The organism is Pseudomonas fluorescens (assembly GCF_902497775.2).
Taxonomy (GTDB): Bacteria; Pseudomonadota; Gammaproteobacteria; order Pseudomonadales; family Pseudomonadaceae; genus Aquipseudomonas; species Aquipseudomonas putida_F.
Genome location: NZ_OZ024668.1, coordinates 3,894,476 through 3,912,919 on the forward strand (window position 1 = coordinate 3,894,476; position 18,444 = coordinate 3,912,919).

Annotated in this window: 15 protein-coding genes; 5 read left to right on the forward strand and 10 right to left on the reverse strand. The window is 62.6% G+C overall.

Annotated features, from left to right (window positions below; all coding sequences use genetic code 11):
• Window positions 1-71: 71 nt before the first annotated feature.
• The 5 genes from F8N82_RS17850 to hrpA all read right to left on the reverse strand — a co-directional run bounded on the left by F8N82_RS17850 (window position 72) and on the right by hrpA (window position 7,764).
• On the reverse strand, window positions 72-1,385 hold the full coding sequence (locus F8N82_RS17850) for an OprO/OprP family phosphate-selective porin (RefSeq protein WP_038996523.1): 1,314 nt from the start codon (window positions 1,383-1,385) through the stop codon (window positions 72-74).
• A gap of 198 nt (window positions 1,386-1,583) precedes the next feature.
• Window positions 1,584-1,814: an anti-sigma factor family protein gene (locus F8N82_RS17855; RefSeq protein ID WP_038996524.1), complete on the reverse strand. Its 231-nt coding sequence runs from the start codon at window positions 1,812-1,814 to the stop codon at window positions 1,584-1,586.
• On the reverse strand, window positions 1,808-2,419 hold the full coding sequence (locus F8N82_RS17860) for an RNA polymerase sigma factor (RefSeq protein ID WP_038996525.1): 612 nt from the start codon (window positions 2,417-2,419) through the stop codon (window positions 1,808-1,810). The genes F8N82_RS17855 and F8N82_RS17860 overlap by 7 nt, the downstream gene beginning before the upstream one ends.
• A gap of 111 nt (window positions 2,420-2,530) precedes the next feature.
• The gene (locus tag F8N82_RS17865; RefSeq protein ID WP_038996526.1) at window positions 2,531-3,652 is read right to left on the reverse strand and encodes a beta-ketoacyl-ACP synthase III; all 1,122 of its coding nucleotides are present in this window, start codon (window positions 3,650-3,652) and stop codon (window positions 2,531-2,533) included.
• A 206-nt stretch (window positions 3,653-3,858) separates the two neighbouring features.
• Window positions 3,859-7,764: an ATP-dependent RNA helicase HrpA gene (gene hrpA / locus F8N82_RS17870; protein WP_038996527.1), complete on the reverse strand. Its 3,906-nt coding sequence runs from the start codon at window positions 7,762-7,764 to the stop codon at window positions 3,859-3,861.
• A 186-nt stretch (window positions 7,765-7,950) separates the two neighbouring features.
• Between hrpA and F8N82_RS17875 the strand changes: the two genes are divergently transcribed.
• The 3 genes from F8N82_RS17875 to F8N82_RS17885 all read left to right on the forward strand — a co-directional run bounded on the left by F8N82_RS17875 (window position 7,951) and on the right by F8N82_RS17885 (window position 10,913).
• Window positions 7,951-8,115: a hypothetical protein gene (locus tag F8N82_RS17875; RefSeq protein WP_167336594.1), complete on the forward strand. Its 165-nt coding sequence runs from the start codon at window positions 7,951-7,953 to the stop codon at window positions 8,113-8,115.
• Window positions 8,116-8,211: 96 nt separating this feature from the next.
• A complete protein-coding gene (locus F8N82_RS17880; RefSeq protein ID WP_038996528.1) occupies window positions 8,212-9,576 on the forward strand; it encodes a glutamine synthetase family protein in 1,365 nt (454 codons plus the stop codon).
• A 29-nt stretch (window positions 9,577-9,605) separates the two neighbouring features.
• Window positions 9,606-10,913 carry an NAD(P)/FAD-dependent oxidoreductase gene (locus F8N82_RS17885; protein ID WP_038996529.1) on the forward strand — a complete coding sequence of 436 codons (1,308 nt, stop codon included), beginning with the start codon at window positions 9,606-9,608 and terminating at the stop codon, window positions 10,911-10,913.
• A 95-nt stretch (window positions 10,914-11,008) separates the two neighbouring features.
• On the opposite strand, the gene fadD1 is transcribed toward F8N82_RS17885, so the two are convergent.
• On the reverse strand, window positions 11,009-12,706 hold the full coding sequence (fadD1, locus tag F8N82_RS17890; RefSeq protein WP_038996530.1) for a long-chain-fatty-acid--CoA ligase FadD1: 1,698 nt from the start codon (window positions 12,704-12,706) through the stop codon (window positions 11,009-11,011).
• A gap of 270 nt (window positions 12,707-12,976) precedes the next feature.
• Window positions 12,977-14,665: a long-chain-fatty-acid--CoA ligase FadD2 gene (fadD2, locus tag F8N82_RS17895; RefSeq protein ID WP_150776990.1), complete on the reverse strand. Its 1,689-nt coding sequence runs from the start codon at window positions 14,663-14,665 to the stop codon at window positions 12,977-12,979.
• Window positions 14,666-14,874: 209 nt separating this feature from the next.
• On the opposite strand from fadD2, the gene F8N82_RS17900 reads away from it, so the two are divergent.
• Complete coding sequence (locus F8N82_RS17900; RefSeq protein WP_038996532.1) at window positions 14,875-15,819, forward strand: alpha/beta hydrolase; 945 nt, start codon at window positions 14,875-14,877, stop codon at window positions 15,817-15,819.
• Window positions 15,820-15,853: 34 nt separating this feature from the next.
• A complete protein-coding gene (locus tag F8N82_RS17905) occupies window positions 15,854-16,324 on the forward strand; it encodes a MaoC family dehydratase (protein WP_038996533.1) in 471 nt (156 codons plus the stop codon).
• Between the two features lie 3 nt (window positions 16,325-16,327).
• Here the strand turns inward: F8N82_RS17905 and F8N82_RS17910 are convergent, their stop codons facing one another.
• The 3 genes from F8N82_RS17910 to F8N82_RS17920 are packed head-to-tail and all read right to left on the reverse strand — an operon-like array spanning window position 16,328 to window position 18,418.
• Window positions 16,328-17,563 carry an RNA polymerase sigma factor gene (locus F8N82_RS17910; RefSeq protein ID WP_038996534.1) on the reverse strand — a complete coding sequence of 412 codons (1,236 nt, stop codon included), beginning with the start codon at window positions 17,561-17,563 and terminating at the stop codon, window positions 16,328-16,330.
• Complete coding sequence (locus tag F8N82_RS17915) at window positions 17,563-18,054, reverse strand: SRPBCC family protein (protein ID WP_038996535.1); 492 nt, start codon at window positions 18,052-18,054, stop codon at window positions 17,563-17,565. The genes F8N82_RS17910 and F8N82_RS17915 overlap by 1 nt, the downstream gene beginning before the upstream one ends.
• A 19-nt stretch (window positions 18,055-18,073) precedes the next feature.
• The gene (locus F8N82_RS17920; RefSeq protein ID WP_038996536.1) at window positions 18,074-18,418 is read right to left on the reverse strand and encodes a YciI family protein; all 345 of its coding nucleotides are present in this window, start codon (window positions 18,416-18,418) and stop codon (window positions 18,074-18,076) included.
• Between the last annotated feature and the right edge of the window lie 26 nt (window positions 18,419-18,444).

Below are 18,444 nucleotides of genomic sequence, written 5' to 3' on the forward strand. Positions count from 1 at the left end.
CTCGTCGCGCAGACGAAAAAAAGCCCCGCGCAAGCGGGGCTGAAGATCTAACGGATGAGGAGCGGTATTGCTTAGAACACGTACTGCGCGCGCATTACGAAACCATCGCCACTGTCGTCACCGGCAGCGTTCTGGGCGTTGTCGACCTTGGCCTTGACGTAGACGCCGCTGAGCTTGATCGACTCGTTGGCGTACCAGTTCAGACCAACGTTATGCACCTTGCCTTCGACGTCGTCGATATTGGCGAACGCGCCGTTGTCGTCATCGACGCTCAGGTGGTCATAGCGGTAGAACACTTCCCAGGCACCGATCTGCTTGTTCGAAGGCTTGATGCTGTCAAACTTGCCGAGCTTGTAGCCACGGGCCTCACCGGTGATGGTATAGGCCAGCTGGCCGTAGTAGCCGTCAGCCTTGATGTCGGAGAACGCGGCGCTGTCGGCTTCGACCTCACGCTTGACGTACTCGCCCTGTACCGAGAACGGGCCCATGGCCCATGCCGCTTCCAGGCCCCAGGCCTTGTCGGTGTCGTAGGCACCGGCCGGGGTGTTGTTCTGGCCACCGAGGGTCAGGCGGTTGCCGTTGCTGCCGGCATCCTGGCCACCGTCGGTGCTGACCCCGCGCATGCCCAGACGGCTGCGGATGCGGCCATCGAAAGCGGTGTCGGAGAGGTCACGCTGGGCGTAGTTGATCCCGAAGTGCAGGACGTTGCCGGCTTCGTGCATTGGTGCGAACACGCCGCGCAGGTTGAACTGCTTGGTGCTGTCGCCGTCCTTGTCCTGGTTGGTGGCGTCCTTGGCGAAGGCACCGACCGAGCCATACAGCGAATCACCGGCGTTACCCGATGCCTGGATACCCAGGCCGCCGTTGTGGGCGTTGGTCCAGTCAACCAGATCGTAAGCGGCGGTACGTTCCTGAGCCGTCACCCACTTGGAGCTAGTGGCTTTTTCCAGACCGAATTCCGGGTCGAAACGGCCGAACTTGATCGACACCGGCTTGAAGCCGTTGTAGGCCAGCGAGGCTTCGTCGAAGTAACCGTCTTCGGAACGGTTGTCACCACCGGAGTTGTGCGAGAAGTCGTAGGCGATCTGGTAAGCCCAGTCGGTGTACATCACGCCGCCCAGTTCCAGGTAGGCGCGGCGGAAGTAACCGGCGTCGGCGGTGTTGCCGTTGTTGGTGTAGAAACCGTCGAAACGGCTGTAGTCAGCCTGGATCCGACCGCCCAGCTTGAAGCTGAATTCTTTGTCGGCGGTAGCGACCTCGAGGCCACCCTTGGTCTTGACTACGATATCGGCGCCGTCGGTGGTCACGGTACCCGCGAAAGCCTGGGCGGTAACGGCCATGGCCAAGGCGCTGGCTACGAAACCTGCGAAGTGCTTACGGATCATCGAAGAAGCTCCCCTACTTTATGGTCTTGATAATGTTGGAAAAACACGCGGCTCAGGCCACTTGTGCTGGGGAGGAATCTTGGCGGGGGTGTATGTCAGATCAGTGGCTATTAGATAAATGTTTTGTTACAGGGGAACTTTTTTACTTCGAAAGGAAATAAGCCGGAAAGCTCCGTTGCAGAGCCTCCCAAGCCGGATTCAGGAGTTTTTCAGCTCGCGCGCCAGGCGCTCGGCCAGGGCATCGCTTTCGACCACCGGCGCCTCGGGCAAGGCACGCACCGTTGCCTGGGCCACGCGCATCTGCTTGAGAAAGCGCCGGCAGTGGCGACAGAACAACAGGTGCTGACGCACCATCAGGCGCTCGCCCAGGGTCAGCTGTTCATCGAGATAGTCGCTGGAGCGGGCGACGAGTTCCTTGCAGCTCAGCATTGGCCGGTTTCCTCGAAATGTTCCAGGGTGGCAAAGACCTTCAGGCGTGCCCGGTGCAGCAGCACGCGAACATTGGAGAGGGAAATCTCAAGAAGATTACAGATCTGCTCCAGTTCCAGGCCTTGGCGCTCGCGCAGTACCAGCACACTGCGTTGCAGCTGCGACAGGCTCAGCAGGGTGTGCTCCAGGCATTCGCGCATCTGCTCACGGCTGAGCATGGCCTCGGGGGTGTCTTCATGCCAGGCCGAAGGCCCTTGCAGCCAGTGCCCGTCAGCGGCGAAGCGCTCGTCACCGACCGTGCCATGAGGGCCGGGCAGGTCATCGAGGAGCACTTCGCGACGATTCTGCTTGTAGCGGGTCTTGGCCGCGTTGGCGGTAATGGTCAGCAGCCAGGTCTTGAGGCTCGAGCGCTGCTCGAATCCCTTGAGGTTGCGCACCACGGCCAGCCAGGCGTCCTGTACCGCTTCGTCGGCATGTCGGCTGCCGACAATCGCGTAGGCCACTGCGCGCATGGCGCCCTGATAGCTGTCGACCAGTTCCTTGAACGCCTGTTGCTCACCCTTGAGCAGCCGCTCCAGCAAGCGGGCTTGTTGTTCGCCAGTCATCGCCTTCCATCCATCGTTCTGCGAGTAGAGTCCGATTAGGCGGATTTGTTACAGCTAACGCTATCAGCGAAGCGCCCCAGCAGCGTGGGACGCTTCGTCAGCAGTTGCAGCTCAACGCTTGCGCAGGATCACGCTACCAATTGAATAGCCGGCGCCGAACGAGCTGAGCACGCCCAGGGCGCCCTGTGGCAGGTCGTCCTGATGCTTGTGCAGGGCGATCACCGAGCCGGCCGAACTGGTGTTGGCGTAGCTGTCGAGAATCACTGGCGCCTCTTCTTCCAGCGCATCACGGCCGAGCAGTTTCTTGACGATCAGGTGGTTCATGCTCAGGTTGGCCTGGTGCAGCCAGAAGCGCTTGACGTCGCTGACGTTGAGGTTGCTCTCGGCCAGGTGCTGGCCGATCAGCTCGGCAACCATCGGGCAGACCTCGCGGAACACCTTGCGGCCTTCCTGGACGAACAGCTTGTCGGGGGCGCCGATGCCCTCTTCGGCTGCGCGATTGAGGAAGCCGAAGTTGTTGCGGATGTTGTTCGAGAACTGGGTCAGCAGCTTGGTGCTGACAATGTCGAACTGGTGTTTGGAGGTGGCCAGGTCAGCACGCTCCACCAGTACGGCGGTGGCTGCGTCACCAAAGATGAAATGGCTGTCGCGGTCACGGAAGTTCAGGTGGCCGGTGCAGATTTCCGGGCTGATCACCAGCACCGCGCGGGCTTGGCCCAACTGCACGCTGTTGCAGGCGGTCTGGATGCCGAAGGTGGCCGAGGAGCAGGCCACGTTCATGTCGAAACCAAAGCCGTTGATGCCCAGGGCCTGTTGCACTTCGATGGCGATGGCCGGGTACGGGCGCTGCAGGTTGGAACAGGCAACGATCACCGCATCGACGTCCGCGGCAGTCCGGCCGGCGCGTTGCAGGGCCTGCTCGGCGGCGGCCACGGCCATCTGGCAAAGGATCGACGGTTCGTCGTTGGAGCGCTCTGGCAGACGCGGCTTCATGCGCTGCGGATCGAGGATGCCGTCTTTGTCCATGACGAAGCGGCTTTTGATGCCCGAAGCCTTTTCAATAAAGGCGGCGCTGGACTCGGCCAGGGCCTGGACCTCACCGCGTTCGATGGCGGCGGCGTTGTCGCGGTTGAACTGCTGCACGTAGGTGTTGAAGGATTCCACCAGCTCTTCGTTGGAAATGCTGTTGGCCGGGGTGTACAGGCCGGTGCCGCTGATGACGACGTTATGCACGGTCGTTCCTCTGTTCGGGGCCATTGCCAGCCCGGCAACGGCCTGTTCGGTCGGTTTGAGTTGGCACCAAAGTACCAACTATGACTGACAATGCCCCCAACTTGCCGGGTCATTGCGCAGTGCTGCATTCGTGAGCCGCGCAGGCCCGGCAGGATAATCCGGGATGCGCGGCGTATATCAGCCAAGTGTGCCACAACTGCGGGGGTTTAGGCTTCCACCTGACTCCACTGCTTGCTCAGTCGTTTGTCGGAAACCGGTACCTTGGTGCCCAACTGCTGGGCGAACAACGACACCCGGTATTCCTCCAGCCACCAGCGGTACAACTGCAGTTGCTCGTCGCGCTTGCCTTCCTGGGCGTGCTTGTCGAGACGGGTTTTGTACTGGCTCCAGAGGTTGCCCAGCTCACCGCTCCAGACCCGGTCCTTCTGCACCTGGGCGCCGAGCTTCTCCAGGCGCAGCTCGATGGCCTTGAGGTAGCGCGGCAGCTCCTTGAGCCACAGCCCCGGGGTTTCACGGACAAAGCCCGGGTAGACCAGGTTGCCCAGTTGCTGCTTGATGTCATTGAGGGCCACGGCCTGGGCCAGGTCGATCTTGCCCTTGAAGCGCTTTTGCAGGCCGTGCCAGAGCTTGAGGACTTCCAGGGTCAGACGCGCCAGGCGTTCGGCGTGCTCGGCCCAGCTACCGCGCTTGCGCTCGGCCAGCGAAGCCAGGCCGGCGCCATCGCGTGGCAGCGTGGCCTCACCTTCGAGGATGCAGCTGTCGAGGCTGGCCAGCAGAATGTCTTCGACCAACGCCTCGACCCGGCCCAGCTCACGGTACAGCAGGCCCAGCTCGGTCAGCCCCGGCAGCTTGCCGCGCAGGAACTTGGCCGGCTCCGCCAGCTGCTGCAGCAATAGCCGCTGCAAGGCACGGCGGTGCTGGAACTCGGCTTCGGCCTGGGTCGAGAATCGTCCTTCCTTGACCGTGCCGTTTTCTTCCACCAGCGCCGGATACACCGTCATCGACAGTCCGGCAAACTTCTGCTGCGCGGTCTCGGCCACCGGGGTGAAGGCCTTGGCCTGCACCGGTTGCTGGCTTTGCGCGGTCTGCGGTACCGCCAGCGCGGCCTGGCTGGCAGCGGCAAAGCGCGCTGTCAGCTCGGCCAGATCGCGGCCTTCGCCGAGGAACTTGCCCTGGCCGTCGACCACTTCCAGGTTCATCTTCAGGTGGCTGTCGACCTGCGCGGCGGCTTCGGCCCAGGCTTCGTCGCTGACCCGCGCACCGGTCATGCGCAGCAGCTCGCGGCCCAGCGCCTGGGGCAACGAACCTTCGGCAAAAACCATGCGCTGCAGCGCGGCCTTGACGAAATCCGGCACCGGCACGAAGTTCTTGCGCAAGGCCTTGGGCAGGTTGCGCACCAGGGCAATGCACTTGGCTTCCAGCAGCCCCGGCACCAGCCACTCCAGGCGCTCGCCCGGCAGGCTCGGCAGCAGTGGCGCCGGCACCCGTACGGTGACGCCATCGCGCGGATGGTTGGGTTCGAAGTGGTAGCTCAGGGCCAGGCTCAAATCGCCCAGGCGCAGGGTGTCCGGGTACTGCGCGGCGGTGACTTCACTGGCCTCGCGGGCCAGCACGTCTTCCTCGCGCATGATCAGCAACTGCGGGTCTTTCTGGCTGTTGACCCGGTACCAGCTGTCGAAGGTCGCGGTCTGGTGAATCTCGGCCGGCAGGCGCGCCTCATAGAAGCCGTACAGGGTTTCTTCATCGGCGAGGATATCGCGCCGACGGGCCTTGGCCTCCAGTTCGTCGAGCTGCTCCAGCAAGCGCCGGTTGGCGGTCAGGCATTTGGCTTTGGACTGGATCTCGCCACCGACCAGAGCCTCGCGGATAAACAGCTCGCGGGACATCACCGGATCGACCGGGCCGTAATGCACCGGCCGCCGGCCGACCACGATCAGGCCATAGAGGGTGACCTGTTCGAAGGCCACCACCTGGCCGCGCTTCTTCTCCCAGTGCGGTTCGAAGTGGTTTTTCTTGATCAGGTGTCCAGCCAGCGGTTCGATCCAGTCCGAATCGATCTTGGCCACCATGCGCGCATAGAGCTTGGTGGTTTCCACCAGTTCGGCGGTCATCAGCCACTGCGGACGCTTCTTACCCAGGCCGGACGACGGATGCACCCAGAAGCGCCGTTGCCGGGCACCGAGGTAATCACCGTCTTCGGTCTTCTGGCCGATCTGGCTGAGCAGGCCGGAGAGGATCGCCTTGTGCAGGCGCGGGTAGTCGGCAGGTTCCTTGTTGATGCTCAACTGCAGGTCGCGGCAGATCAGGCTCAACTGCCGGTGAGCATCGCGCCATTCGCGCAGGCGCAGGTAGTTGAGGAAGTTCTTCCGGCACCAGTTGCGCAGCGGGCTGGCAGTCAGGGCCTGGCGTTGTTCTTCAAAGCCGCGCCACAGGTTGACCAGCGCGGCGAAGTCGGAGTCGGCGTCCTTCCATTGGGCATGGGCCTGGTCCGCCGCTTGCTGGCGCTCCGGCGGGCGCTCGCGCGGGTCCTGCACCGACAGCGCACTGGCGACGATCAGCAGCTCGTTGAGGCTGCCCTGCTTGGCGCCTTCGAGCAGCATGCGACCCAGCCGCGGGTCGACCGGCAGGCGTGCCAACTGGCGGCCCAGGGGCGTCAGCTGGTTCTCGCGGTTGACCGCCGAGAGCTCCTGCAACAGGTTGAAGCCGTCGCTGATGGCCTTGCCATCCGGCGGCTCGATGAACGGGAACGCGTCGATCTCGCCCAGGCGCAGGTGGAGCATCTGCAGGATGACCGCAGCAAGGTTGGTCCGCAGGATTTCCGGGTCGGTAAAGGCCGGCCGTGAATTGAAATCCTCTTCACTGTACAGGCGCACGCAGATGCCCGGCTCGACCCGCCCGCAACGGCCCTTGCGCTGGTTGGCACTGGCCTGGGACACCGCTTCGATCGGCAGGCGCTGAACCTTGGCCCGGTAGCTGTAGCGGCTGATGCGCGCGGTGCCGCTGTCGATCACATAACGGATGCCCGGCACTGTCAGCGAGGTTTCCGCGACGTTGGTGGCCAGCACCACGCGCCGGCCCGGATGGGACTGGAAGATCTTCTGCTGCTCGGCCGGCGACAGGCGCGCGTACAACGGCAGGATTTCGGTATGGCGCACCTGCGCCTTGCGCAGCATCTCGGCGGCGTCGCGGATTTCGCGCTCGCCCGGCAGGAACACCAGCACATCGCCCGGGCCCTTGCCCAGGCTGCGCTCGTGGGCGGCAATTTCGTCGAGAGTGGCAAGGATCGCCTGGTCAACGGTGAGGTCGTCCTCGACGCGGTTGCCCTCCTCGTCCTGCTCGCTGGTCAACGGCCGGTACCAGGTTTCCACCGGGTAGGTGCGGCCCGACACTTCGATGATCGGCGCATCGTTGAAGTGCTTGGAGAAGCGCTCAAGGTCGATGGTCGCCGAGGTGATGATGACCTTGAGATCAGGGCGGCGCGGCAGCAGGGTCTTGAGGTAGCCGAGCAGAAAGTCGATGTTCAGGCTGCGCTCGTGAGCTTCGTCGACAATGATGGTGTCGTAGCGCTCAAGAAAACGGTCGTGCTGGGTTTCGGCCAGCAGGATGCCGTCGGTCATCAGCTTGACCAGGGTGTTGGCATCGCTCTGGTCTTCAAAGCGCACCTGGTAACCGACCAGCGCCCCCAGCGGCGTACCCAGCTCTTCGGCAACCCGGGTGGCGACGCTGCGCGCGGCAATCCGCCGGGGCTGGGTATGGGCGATCAGGCCGTGCTGGCCGCGGCCCAGCTCCAGGCAGATTTTCGGCAACTGGGTGGTTTTGCCCGAGCCGGTTTCGCCGGCAATGATCAGCACCTGATGCTCGGCCAACACCTTTTTGATCTCGTCACGCTTGGCCGCAATCGGCAGGCTGTCGTCGTAACGGATGCTTGGCACACTGGCCTTGCGCGCAGTGACCTGGGCACAGGAGGCCTGGACCTTGTCGACCCATTGCGCGAGCTTGGCCTCATCCGGGCGCTTGCGCAGCTCGTGCATCTGCCGGCGCAGGCGGTGGCGCTCGGCAATCATGGCGTGGTCGAGGTTTTTCAGCAGTTGATCAATCGCGTGGTCAGTCATGGGGGCTTTTTAGTCGTGCAGGTGAGCCTGCTTTTGCATGATCGGCTTTTCAAGGGCTGCGATTGTCGCAGATTTGCCGACGCTCGGCACGGTTGCGGGCTGGCGGACGATTGTTTAGTCGAGACTTATCTGAAGTTACCCAAAGGCTGATTTAATGAACCTTCCCCGGCATGGGAGTATCCAGGCATGACTTCGTCTCCCGGTTTGCCCCGCCCGCTGCTGCGCCCTTCGTTCCCGAAGGTGCGGGCACGCTCCGGGGAAAATCCGCTGGTGCACATCATTCTCGCCTTCTGGGCCTTGTGGCACTGCCGCCATGCCCGCCCACCGGACGCCCGCCTCGCTCTGCACTGAACCGTGCGGCCAGTTTCTGGCCGACCTTCCTTGTCGATGACTGGCGCCTGACCGGCTGCACAGTCCTGTGCGCCTGAGGGCGCGAGCGAGAGCACCATGCAATTTGCCCCCATCGAGCAGGCCCGAACATTCCTGGCCGCCAACCCCGACATCGAGATGATCGAGCTGTTTATCCTCGACGCCAACGGCGTGCCACGCGGCAAGCTGCTGCACCGTGAAGAACTGCTGGCGGTGTACGAAAGCGGCCGGCCATTACCCAGTACCATCCTCGGCCTGACCCTCAATGGCGACGATGTGGAAAACTCCGGGCTGGTCTGGGATGTCGGCGATATCGATTGCCGCGCCTACCCTTTGGAAAACAGCCTGGTGCGCCTGCCGTGGCGGCAGATTCCCACCGCGGCGCTGCAGGTCAGCATGCACCCCAGCGAAGGCATGCCGGCAAGCATCGCCGACCCGCGCCACCTGCTGGTCAAGGTCATCGATGCGCTCAAGGCCGATGGTTACTACCCGGTGATGGCCTGCGAGCTGGAGTTCTACCTGCTCGATCAGCAACGCGACAGCCATGGCCGCCCGCAGCCGGCACTGGACAGCGACGGCGGCCGCCCGCGCGGTACCCAGGTCTATGGCCTGCGCGAGCTGGAGCAGATCGAACCGTTTCTCGCCGACCTCTATGGCGCCTGCAAAGCCCAGGGCATCCCGGCGCGCACGGCGATTTCCGAGTACGCCCCGGGCCAGGTGGAAATCACCCTGGAGCACGGCGACGCGCTGCTGGCCATGGACCAGGCGGTGCGCTACAAGCGCCTGGTCAAGGGTGTGGCGCACAAGCACGGGATGCAGGCCTGCTTCATGGCCAAGCCATTCGATCACCTGGCCGGCACCGGCATGCACATGCACGTGAGCCTGGCCGATGCCCAGGGCAATAATCTCTATGCCAGCGAAGACAAGGCCGGCACGCCATTGCTGCGCCAGTCGGTGGCCGGCATGCTCAAGCTGCTGCTCGATTCGCTGTTGCTGTTCTGTCCCAACGCCAACTCCTACCGACGCTTCCAGGCCAACAGCTACGCACCGCTCGCACCAACCTGGGGCGTCGACAACCGCACCGTCAGCCTGCGCGTACCCGGCGGCCCAGCCAATAGCCGGCACATCGAGCACCGCATCTGCGGCGCCGACGCCAACCCTTACCTGGCCGCGGCAGCGATCCTCGCCAGCCTGCATCACGGTATCCGCCAACAGCTCGACCCGGGCGCACCGGTCGAGGGCAATGGCTACGCCCAGGCCACCGAACTGCTGCCAACCGACTGGCTGACCTCGCTGACAGCACTGGAGCGTTCGAGTTGGGCCCGGGAGGCCTTCGGCGCCGAGTTCCTCGGTGTATATCTTGCGGTCAAGCGTGCCGAGTACCGCCAGTTCATGGCCGAAGTCGGCGAACAGGACTGGCGCTGGTACCTGACCCAGGCCTGACTCTTTATTTTTGCGCCAAGGATTTTGTTATGAATGCAGCCGTAAACGCCGGCCCTGCCCAGCGCAGTGCCTCCTACTACACCGCGAGCCTGAACGACGCCACCCAGTACCCGACCCTCAAGGGCACGGTGAAGGTTGATGTGGCAATCATCGGCGGTGGCTTTACCGGTGTGGCCAGCGCCGTGGAGCTGGCCGAGCGCGGCCTGAAGGTCGCCATCGTCGAAACCAACCGCATCGGCTGGGGCGCCAGCGGGCGCAACGGCGGCCAGGTCACCGGCAGCCTCTCGGGCGATGAAGCGATGCGCAAGCAGATGCGCGACAAGCTCGGCGATGACGTCGATGATTTCATCTGGCACCTGCGCTGGCGCGGCCACCAGATCATCGAGCAAAGGGTCGAGCGCTACGGCATCGACTGCGACCTCAAGCGCGGCCACCTGCACGCGGCGATGAAAGACGCGCACATGGGTGAACTGCGCGCCTTCGCCGCCGAGGCCGAACGCCGCGGCATGGGTGATCAGGTCGAGCTGCTCGACCACCAGGCCATGCGCGAACACCTGCAAAGCCCGCTGTACCTGGGCGCGCTGAAAAACCGCCGTAACCTGCACCTGCACCCGCTCAACCTGTGCCTGGGCGAAGCGCGCGCCGCGCACAGCCTGGGCGCACTGATCTTCGAGAACTCCGAGGTACTGGACATCGTCCATGGCGACCGGCCGGCGGTGGTGACTGCCCACGGGCGGGTCGAAGCCAAGCAGATCCTGCTGGCCGGCGATGTGTATCACAAGCTGGAAAAGCGCCAGCTCAAGGGCAAGATTTTCCCGGCCATGGGCGGTATCGTCACCACCGCGCCGCTGGGTGACCTGGCCGCACAGATCAACCCCCAGGACCTGGCGGTGTACGACTGCCGCTTCGTCCTCGACTACTACCGGCTGACTGCCGATGGTCGCCTGCTGTTTGGCGGTGGCGCCAACTATTCCGGGCGCGATTCACGGGATATCGCCGGCGAACTGCGCCCATGCATCGAGCGCACCTTTCCGGCGCTCAAGGGCGTGCCGATCGAGTTCCAGTGGAGCTGTGCGATGGGGATTGTGGTCAATCGCATTCCGCAGTTGGGCAAGCTTTCGGACAACGTCTGGTACTGCCAGGGCTATTCCGGGCACGGCATCGCCACCAGCCATATCATGGGCGAAATCATGGCCCAAGCCCTGACCGGGACGCTGGAAAAGTTCGATACCTTTGCCGGCTGCAAACACATCAAGGTGCCGATAGGCGATGTGCTGGGCAATCCGTTGCTGGCGGCGGGGATGTGGTATTACCAGATGCTTGAAAAACTGCGGTGAAACCATCGCTGGCAAGCCAGCCCCCACAGGTACGGTGTACATCGAACCTGTGGGGCTGGCTTGCCAGCAATCGAGCGCGAAGCGCTCGCCGTGACTCAGGCGATCTTCTTCAGGCCCAGCTTCTTCATCTCTTCATCACGCAGTTCACGCCGCAGGATCTTGCCGACGTTGGTGGTCGGCAGCGCATCTCGGAACTCGACAAAGCGCGGCACCTTGTAGCCGGTGACATTGGCGCGCATATGCTCCATCACCTGCTCCTTGGTCACGGTCATGCCCGGCTTGACCACGATGAAGATCTTGATCACTTCACCGGACTTCTCGTCCGGCACGCCGATGGCCGCACACTGCAGCACACCCGGCAAGGCCGCCAACACGTCCTCGAGCTCGTTCGGGTAGACGTTGAAACCGGAGACCAGAATCATGTCCTTCTTGCGATCGACGATACGCATGTAGCCATCCGGCTGGATCAAGGCGATGTCACCGGTCTTCAGCCAGCCTTCGCTGTCGAGGATCTCGTTGGTGGCGTCTTCACGCTGCCAGTAGCCCTTCATCACCTGCGGCCCCTTCACGCACAGTTCGCCGACTTCGCCCAGGGCAAGTTCAACACCTGCGTCGTCGATGATCTTGCACAGGGTCGAAGGCACTGGAATGCCGATGGTGCCGATCTGGTTCTGATCGACCGGGTTGACCGCCGCCACCGGGCTGGTCTCGGTCATGCCGTAGCCTTCGCAGATGGCGCAACCGGTCACCGCCTTCCAGCGCTCGGCCACACTCATCTGCAGCGCCATGCCGCCCGACAGGGTGATCTTCAGGCCGGAGAAATCCAGCTTGCGGAAGTTCTCGTTGTTGCACAGGGCAACGAACAGGGTATTGAGGCCGACAAAGCCACTGAACTTCCACTTGCCCAGTTCCTTGACCATCGCCGGCAAGTCACGCGGGTTGCTGATCAGGATGTTGTGGCTACCGATCAGCATCATCGCCATGCAGTGAAAGGTAAAGGCGTAGATGTGGTACAGCGGCAACGGGGTAATCAGGATCTCGCAACCTTCATTGAGGTCAGCGCCCATCAATGCCCGGCACTGCAGCATGTTGGCGACCAGGTTACGGTGGGTCAGCATGGCGCCCTTGGCAATACCGGTAGTGCCACCGGTGTATTGCAACACGGCGACGTCACTGCTGTCCGGATTGGCTTCATTGACAGCCTGTCCGCGACCTTTGCTCAATGCCTCATTGAACTTCACCGCTTTGGGCAGGTGATAGGCCGGGACCATCTTCTTCACATATTTGATCACGCTGTTGATCAACAGACGCTTAACCGGTGGTAACAGGTCGGCCACTTCGGTGACAATAACGTGTTTGACTTGGCTCTTGGGCACCACCTTCTCGGCCAGGTGCGCCATGTTCGCCAGGCAGACCAGTGCCTTGGCGCCGGAGTCATTGAACTGGTGTTCCATTTCCCGCGCGGTATACAGCGGGTTGGTGTTGACCACGATCAGGCCCGCACGCAGGGCACCGAACACGGCAACAGGGTATTGCAGGACGTTGGGCAGCTGCACGGCAATACGATCACCCGGCTGCAGGTCGGTATGCTGTTGCAGGTAGGCGGCAAAGGCCCCCGACAACTCATACAACTCGCCGTATGTAATGGTTTTGCCCAGGTTGCTAAAGGCCGGTTTATCGGCAAAGCGTTGGCAAGACTGCTTCAATACCGCCTGAATATTCGGATACTCATCAGGATTGATTTGCGAGGCAATCCCGGCTGGGTACTTATCCTTCCAAAAATTTTCGATCATGGAAGCCCACTCCTCCAGCAACAGCGAATTCTTCACCGCAGTCGATGCGATTATTATTGATATAAGATTACGGTTTATTGCAAACCTGATAATCCGAAGCGGGCCGAGAGTAGCAGCTTTGCCAAGGGCCGCCTAGAGCTAAAGTAGCCAAAACAGTCACAGAAATGACTCTTGATAATTACGTAGTCATTTTTAGAGTAAAAATTCTAAAGCCTTGGGTTTCAAGCTACAAGCCACACGCTGGCCGTGCTTGTAGCTTGTAGCTTGTCCTCACGCTATATCGCGCAGCTCCCGGCGCAGGATCTTGCCCACCGCCGTCATCGGCAACGAGTCCCTCAGCACAATGTGCTTGGGCACCTTGTAGCCCGTGAAGTTGGCCTTGCAGTAGGCCTTCAGCTCTTCAAGGCTCACCCCGCCCTCACGCGCCACCACGAACAACTTCACCGCCTCGCCCGAACGTTCGTCGGGGATGCCGATTACCGCGCAATTGGCTACCTGCGGATGGCCCATCACCACCTCTTCGATTTCGTTCGGGTACACGTTGAAGCCCGAGACGATGATCATGTCCTTCTTGCGGTCAACGATGCGGGTGAAGCCATCCTGGTCGATCACCGCGATGTCGCCGGTCTTGAACCAGCCTTCGCTGTCGAGCACCTCGGCGGTGGCCTCGGGGTGCTGCCAGTAGCCCTTCATCACCTGCGGGCCTTTGATGCATAGCTCGCCACGCTCGCCAAACGGCTGCTCGACACCGTCATCGTCAATGACCTTGAACGCCGTGCCCGGCAGCGGAATGCCCACGGTACCCAGGCGTGCCAGTTGGCCATACGGATTGGTACTGGCTACCGGCGAGGTTTCGGTCAGCCCGTAGCCTTCGACGATACGACACCCCGTCAGGCTTTCCCAACGGTCGGCGGTGGCGGTGACCAGCGCCGTGCCGCCGGAGTTGGTGACCTTCAGCGCCGAGAAATCGAGGTTCTTGAAATCGGGGTGGTTCATCAACGCCACGAACAGGGTGTTAAGGCCGACCAAGCCGGAAAACTTCCACTTTTTCAGTTCCTTGACGAAGCCCGGGATATCCCGCGGATTGGTGATCAACACGTTGTGGTTACCGGTGACCACCATGCACATGCAGTTCGCGGTAAAGGCATAGATATGGTAGAGCGGCAGCGGTGCGATCATCACCTCCTGCCCTTCCTTGATCATTCGCTGGCCGTCCGGCCCGTGCTGGGAGAAGCAGGCCAGCACCTGGAGCATGTTCGCCACCAGGTTGCCGTGGGTCAGCATCGCGCCCTTGGCCAGGCCCGTGGTACCGCCGGTGTACTGCAGCACGGCGATGTCGTCGAGGCTCAGCGATACCGGCTTGAGCGACTGGCCACGGCCCTGGGCCAAGGCGCTCTTGAAAGGTACCGCCTGTGGCAGGCGGTAGTCCGGGACCATCTTCTTGACCTTGCTGACGATGGTATTGACCAGCCAGCCCTTGGCCGTCGGCAGCATGTCCCCCATCTTCGCCTCGATGAGGAATTCGATGCCGGTGTCGGGCAGCACCTCCTGCACCAGCTTGCCGAACATGTTCAGGTACACCAGCGCCCTGGCACCGGAATCCTTGAACTGGTGACGCATCTCGCGGGCGGTATACAGCGGGTTGGTGTTGACCACGATCAGCCCGGCGCGCATAGCACCGAACACGGCGATGGGGTACTGCAGCACGTTGGGCATCTGCACCGCGATGCGATCGCCCGGCACCAGGTCGGTGTGCTGCTGAAGGTACGCGGCAAAGGCTGCGCAATAGCGTTCGAGTTCGGCGAAGCTCAGGGTCACCCCGAGATTGCTGAACGCCGGGCGGTCAGCGAATTTCTTGCAGGAGCGTTCGAACACTTCGACCACTGACTTGTAAGCATTTATGTCAATTTGCGAAGGAACGCCTGCCGGGCGCTTGTCATTCCAGAAATCAGCTTGCATTTATTCTTGTCCTCATACCTGAGCCGTTCCGGCCCCCTTGCCAGCGTGGCGAAGAAGGTGCTTTGCCGACGTTAGCAGGTATGTCGCAGGTGGCAAATACGCCAAGCGCTGTCATTAACATTGTGAATCTTATTGCTGATGACCCTGCGATTGTGTGCCTGGGTTATACACTGAGCTGACTTACCGACTTGCGTGCACAAGGACCCGCCATGCACCACGATGCGTTCTGGCTCCCAGCCAGTGATCACTGCAGCCTCTACGTTTATCAATGGCTGCCGGCCACGCCGATCAAGGCGGTGGTGCTGCTGGCCCACGGCATGGCCGAGCATGCCGGGCGCTATCAACGCCTGGGTGAAGCCCTGAGCAGTGCCGGCTACGCCCTGTTCGCCCATGACCAGCGCGGCCATGGACGCACCGCCGAACTTGGCACTTTAGGCCTGTTCGCCCGGCACAATGGCTGGAACAGCGTGATCAATGACCTGGGCTTGCTCAGCCAGCACATCGGCCAGCAGTTTCCGGGCACGCCGGTGTTCCTGTTTGGCCACAGCATGGGCAGCTACATCGCCCAGGCCTACCTGATGCACCACAGTGCCAGCCTGCAGGGCGCAATTCTCAGCGGTTCGAACTTCCAGCCCCCGGCCCTGTACCGCACGGCCTGCCTGATCGCCCGCTTCGAAGCCTGGCGCCAGGGCCCGCTGGGCCATAGCGCGCTGATCGAGTGGCTGTCGTTTGGCTCGTTCAACAAGGCCTTCAAGCCCAACCGCACGGCCTTCGACTGGCTCAGCCGCGACAACGGCGAAGTCGACAAGTATGCTACCGACCCGATGTGCGGCTTTCGCTGCAGCAACCGTTTGTGGATCGACTTGCTGATGGGCCTGGAGCAAATCAGCCAGCCGCGTAACCTGGCGCAAATCGATCCGAACCTGCCGATCCTGGTGATGGGCGGTGAATGTGATCCGGTCAGTGCCGGCAAGCGTCTCAAAGATCTGGCCGGTGCCTTGCGCCTGGCCGGCAATCAGCATGTGCAGTTACAGCTCTACCCTCAGGCGCGGCACGAGCTGCTCAACGAAATCAACCGTGACGAGGTCACGGCCGCCATTCTCGACTGGCTGGAGCAGGCCCTGGCCATTGGCCGCCCCGCCCGCAGCGAATGACCGGCCGCCCCGCACGACAGAAGGAAAGCCAAGCATGACCCAGGTCACCAACACCCCGTACGAAGCCCTCGAAGTCGGCCAGACCGCCAGCTACAGCAAGACCGTCGAAGAACGAGACATTCAACTGTTCGCGGCGATGTCCGGTGACCACAACCCGGTGCACCTGGATGCCGAGTTCGCGGCCAAGAGCATGTTCAGGGAGCGTATCGCCCACGGTATGTTCAGTGGTGCACTGATCAGCGCCGCGGTGGCCTGCGAGCTGCCTGGCCCGGGCACCATCTACCTGGGCCAGACCATGAGCTTCCAGAAGCCGGTCAAGTTCGGCGATACCCTGACCGTGCGCCTGGAAATCCTCGAGAAACTGCCGAAGTTCAAGGTGCGCATCGCCACCCGCGTGTTCAACCAGAACGACGAGCTGGTGGTCGACGGCGAGGCCGAAATCCTCGCCCCGCGCAAGCAGCAGACCGTCGAGCTGGTCAGCCCGCCACCGATCACCATCGGCTGAACCTCACAACTGGGCCAGGCGGCGCTCGATAAATCGCCGCTCCGGGCCCTGGCGGGTCAGCGCAAGGGCTCTGCGATAGGCTTCGCGGGCTTGATCCAGCCGGCCTAGCTGGCGGCACAATTCGGCGCGGGCCGAGTGGGCCAGGTGATAGTCCTGCAACTGGCCGCGGGCCAGAATCGCTTCCACCGCCGCCAACCCCGCCTCGGCGCCATCGCGCCGGGCCAGGGCGGCCGCGCGGTTAAGCTCGACCACCGGCGACGGCCAGTGCTGCAACAGCACATCGTACAAACCAACAATCTCTTCCCAGTCCGTTGCCTGGGCACTGGCCGCTTGCGCATGCACGGCGGCAATCGCTGCCTGCAAGCTATAGATGCCGAACTGCTGACTGCGCAGCGCCTGCTGCACCAACTGGCAGCCTTCGGCAATCAGCTCAGGGCTCCATAGGCTGCGGTCCTGATCATCGAGCAGCACCAGCTCGCCCTGGGCATCGCTGCGCGCCTGTTGCCGCGAGGTCTGCAAAAGCATCAACGCCAGCAGGCCGAGCACCTCCGGATCGGGCAGCAATTGCTGGAGCAAGCGCCCCAGGCGGATTGCTTCATCACTCAGGTCATGGCGCATCAGGCGCTCACCTGACGACGCCGAGTAGCCTTCGTTGAACACCAGGTAGATCACCCGCAGCACACTGTCGAGACGCTCCGGCAATTCGGCCAGTGACGGCACCTGATAAGGGATTCGCGCATCACGGATCTTGGCCTTGGCCCGCACGATGCGCTGGGCGATGGTCGCCGGGCTGTGTAAAAACGCGCGGGCGATTTCTTCGGTGGTCAGGTCACAGACTTCACGCAAGGTCAGCGGCACCTGGGCATCGGCGGCCAGCGCCGGGTGACAGCAGGTGAAGATCAGGCGCAGGCGGTCGTCCTCCAGCTCTTCGTCATTCACCTGAAGCTCCTCAAGCGACTCCAGCGCCTGCATCAACTGCGTCTGGGAGCGGTCGAAACGCGCGCGCCGGCGCAGGCCATCGATCGCCTTGAAACGCCCGGTGGACACCAGCCAGGCCCTGGGGCTTGCCGGAATGCCGTCGCGCTGCCAGCGTTCCACGGCAATGAAAAACGCCTCGTGCATGGCCTCTTCGGCCAGATCGAAGTCGCCCAGCAGGCGAATCAGTGTCGCCAGGATGCGCCGCGACTCCTGACGGTACACCGCCTCCAGTTGCTCCCGTACCTGGGCAAGCGCGGCCATCAGTCCGGCATCTGCGTGGTCACCAGCGCTACCAGGCGATCCAGGCTCTCACTCCACCCCCGGTGAAAACCCATCTCTTCATGGGCCTGGCAATCGGCGGCACTCCAGTGCCAGGCACGGGCGCTGTACTGGGTTTTGCCGTGAACATCGTCAAAGGTCACCACGGCGGTCATGAAGGCCTTGTTCGACGGCACCCACCCCGGCCCGAAGGCATCGGTGAAGACGATCCGCGCCGGCGGTACAATCTCCAGAAACACACCCTGATTCGGATACTCGCTGCCGTCGGGGGCACGCATCACGGTACGAAACAAGCCTCCCACCCACAGCTGCATTTCGCATTCGGGCGTAGTCATGCCGTTGGGCCCCCACCACTGGGCAAGCAGTTGCGGCTCGGTCCAGGCTCGAAACACCTTGCTGCGCGGTGCGTCGATCAGGCGCGTCAACGACAGCTCATGCTGCGCCTTGGGCTGCTCGGGGTGTAGAAGGCTCATCGTGTTGTTCTCCGTGGTTTCAGGGGTGCAACTCGCGGATCGGCCGCACCTCGACACTGCCGACCCGCGCAGCGGGAATGCCCCGGGCAATGTTCAAAGCCTCGTTGAGGTCACGCGCATCGACCAGGTAGAAGCCGGCCAGTTGCTCCTTGGTTTCAGCGAACGGGCCGTCAGTCAAGCTCATCTGCCCGCCGCGCACGCGCACGGTGGTCGCGGTCTGCACCGGTTTGAGCGCTTCGGCGGCGAGCATCCGGCCGCTGCCCTGGATCGATTCGGCATAGGCCATGCACTCGGCGTCGGCCGGGCTCTGCGGCAGGCTGTGCAGCAGACTTTCATCACAGTAGACCAGGCACAGGTATTTCATTGTCGTCTCCACAGTTGGGGATACTA

Coding starts and splice junctions, on each gene's coding strand:
- F8N82_RS17880 (WP_038996528.1), top strand. CDS start 8,212: ATGCAATTTGCCCCCATCGAGCAGGCCCGAACATTCCTGGCCGCCAAC.
- F8N82_RS17900 (WP_038996532.1), top strand. CDS start 14,875: ATGCACCACGATGCGTTCTGGCTCCCAGCCAGTGATCACTGCAGCCTC.
- F8N82_RS17915 (WP_038996535.1), bottom strand. CDS start 18,054: ATGAGCCTTCTACACCCCGAGCAGCCCAAGGCGCAGCATGAGCTGTCG.
- F8N82_RS17850 (WP_038996523.1), bottom strand. CDS start 1,385: ATGATCCGTAAGCACTTCGCAGGTTTCGTAGCCAGCGCCTTGGCCATG.
- F8N82_RS17855 (WP_038996524.1), bottom strand. CDS start 1,814: ATGCTGAGCTGCAAGGAACTCGTCGCCCGCTCCAGCGACTATCTCGAT.
- fadD2 (WP_150776990.1), bottom strand. CDS start 14,665: ATGCAAGCTGATTTCTGGAATGACAAGCGCCCGGCAGGCGTTCCTTCG.
- F8N82_RS17905 (WP_038996533.1), top strand. CDS start 15,854: ATGACCCAGGTCACCAACACCCCGTACGAAGCCCTCGAAGTCGGCCAG.
- F8N82_RS17920 (WP_038996536.1), bottom strand. CDS start 18,418: ATGAAATACCTGTGCCTGGTCTACTGTGATGAAAGTCTGCTGCACAGC.
- F8N82_RS17875 (WP_167336594.1), top strand. CDS start 7,951: ATGACTTCGTCTCCCGGTTTGCCCCGCCCGCTGCTGCGCCCTTCGTTC.
- F8N82_RS17910 (WP_038996534.1), bottom strand. CDS start 17,563: ATGGCCGCGCTTGCCCAGGTACGGGAGCAACTGGAGGCGGTGTACCGT.
- fadD1 (WP_038996530.1), bottom strand. CDS start 12,706: ATGATCGAAAATTTTTGGAAGGATAAGTACCCAGCCGGGATTGCCTCG.
- F8N82_RS17860 (WP_038996525.1), bottom strand. CDS start 2,419: ATGACTGGCGAACAACAAGCCCGCTTGCTGGAGCGGCTGCTCAAGGGT.
- hrpA (WP_038996527.1), bottom strand. CDS start 7,764: ATGACTGACCACGCGATTGATCAACTGCTGAAAAACCTCGACCACGCC.
- F8N82_RS17885 (WP_038996529.1), top strand. CDS start 9,606: ATGAATGCAGCCGTAAACGCCGGCCCTGCCCAGCGCAGTGCCTCCTAC.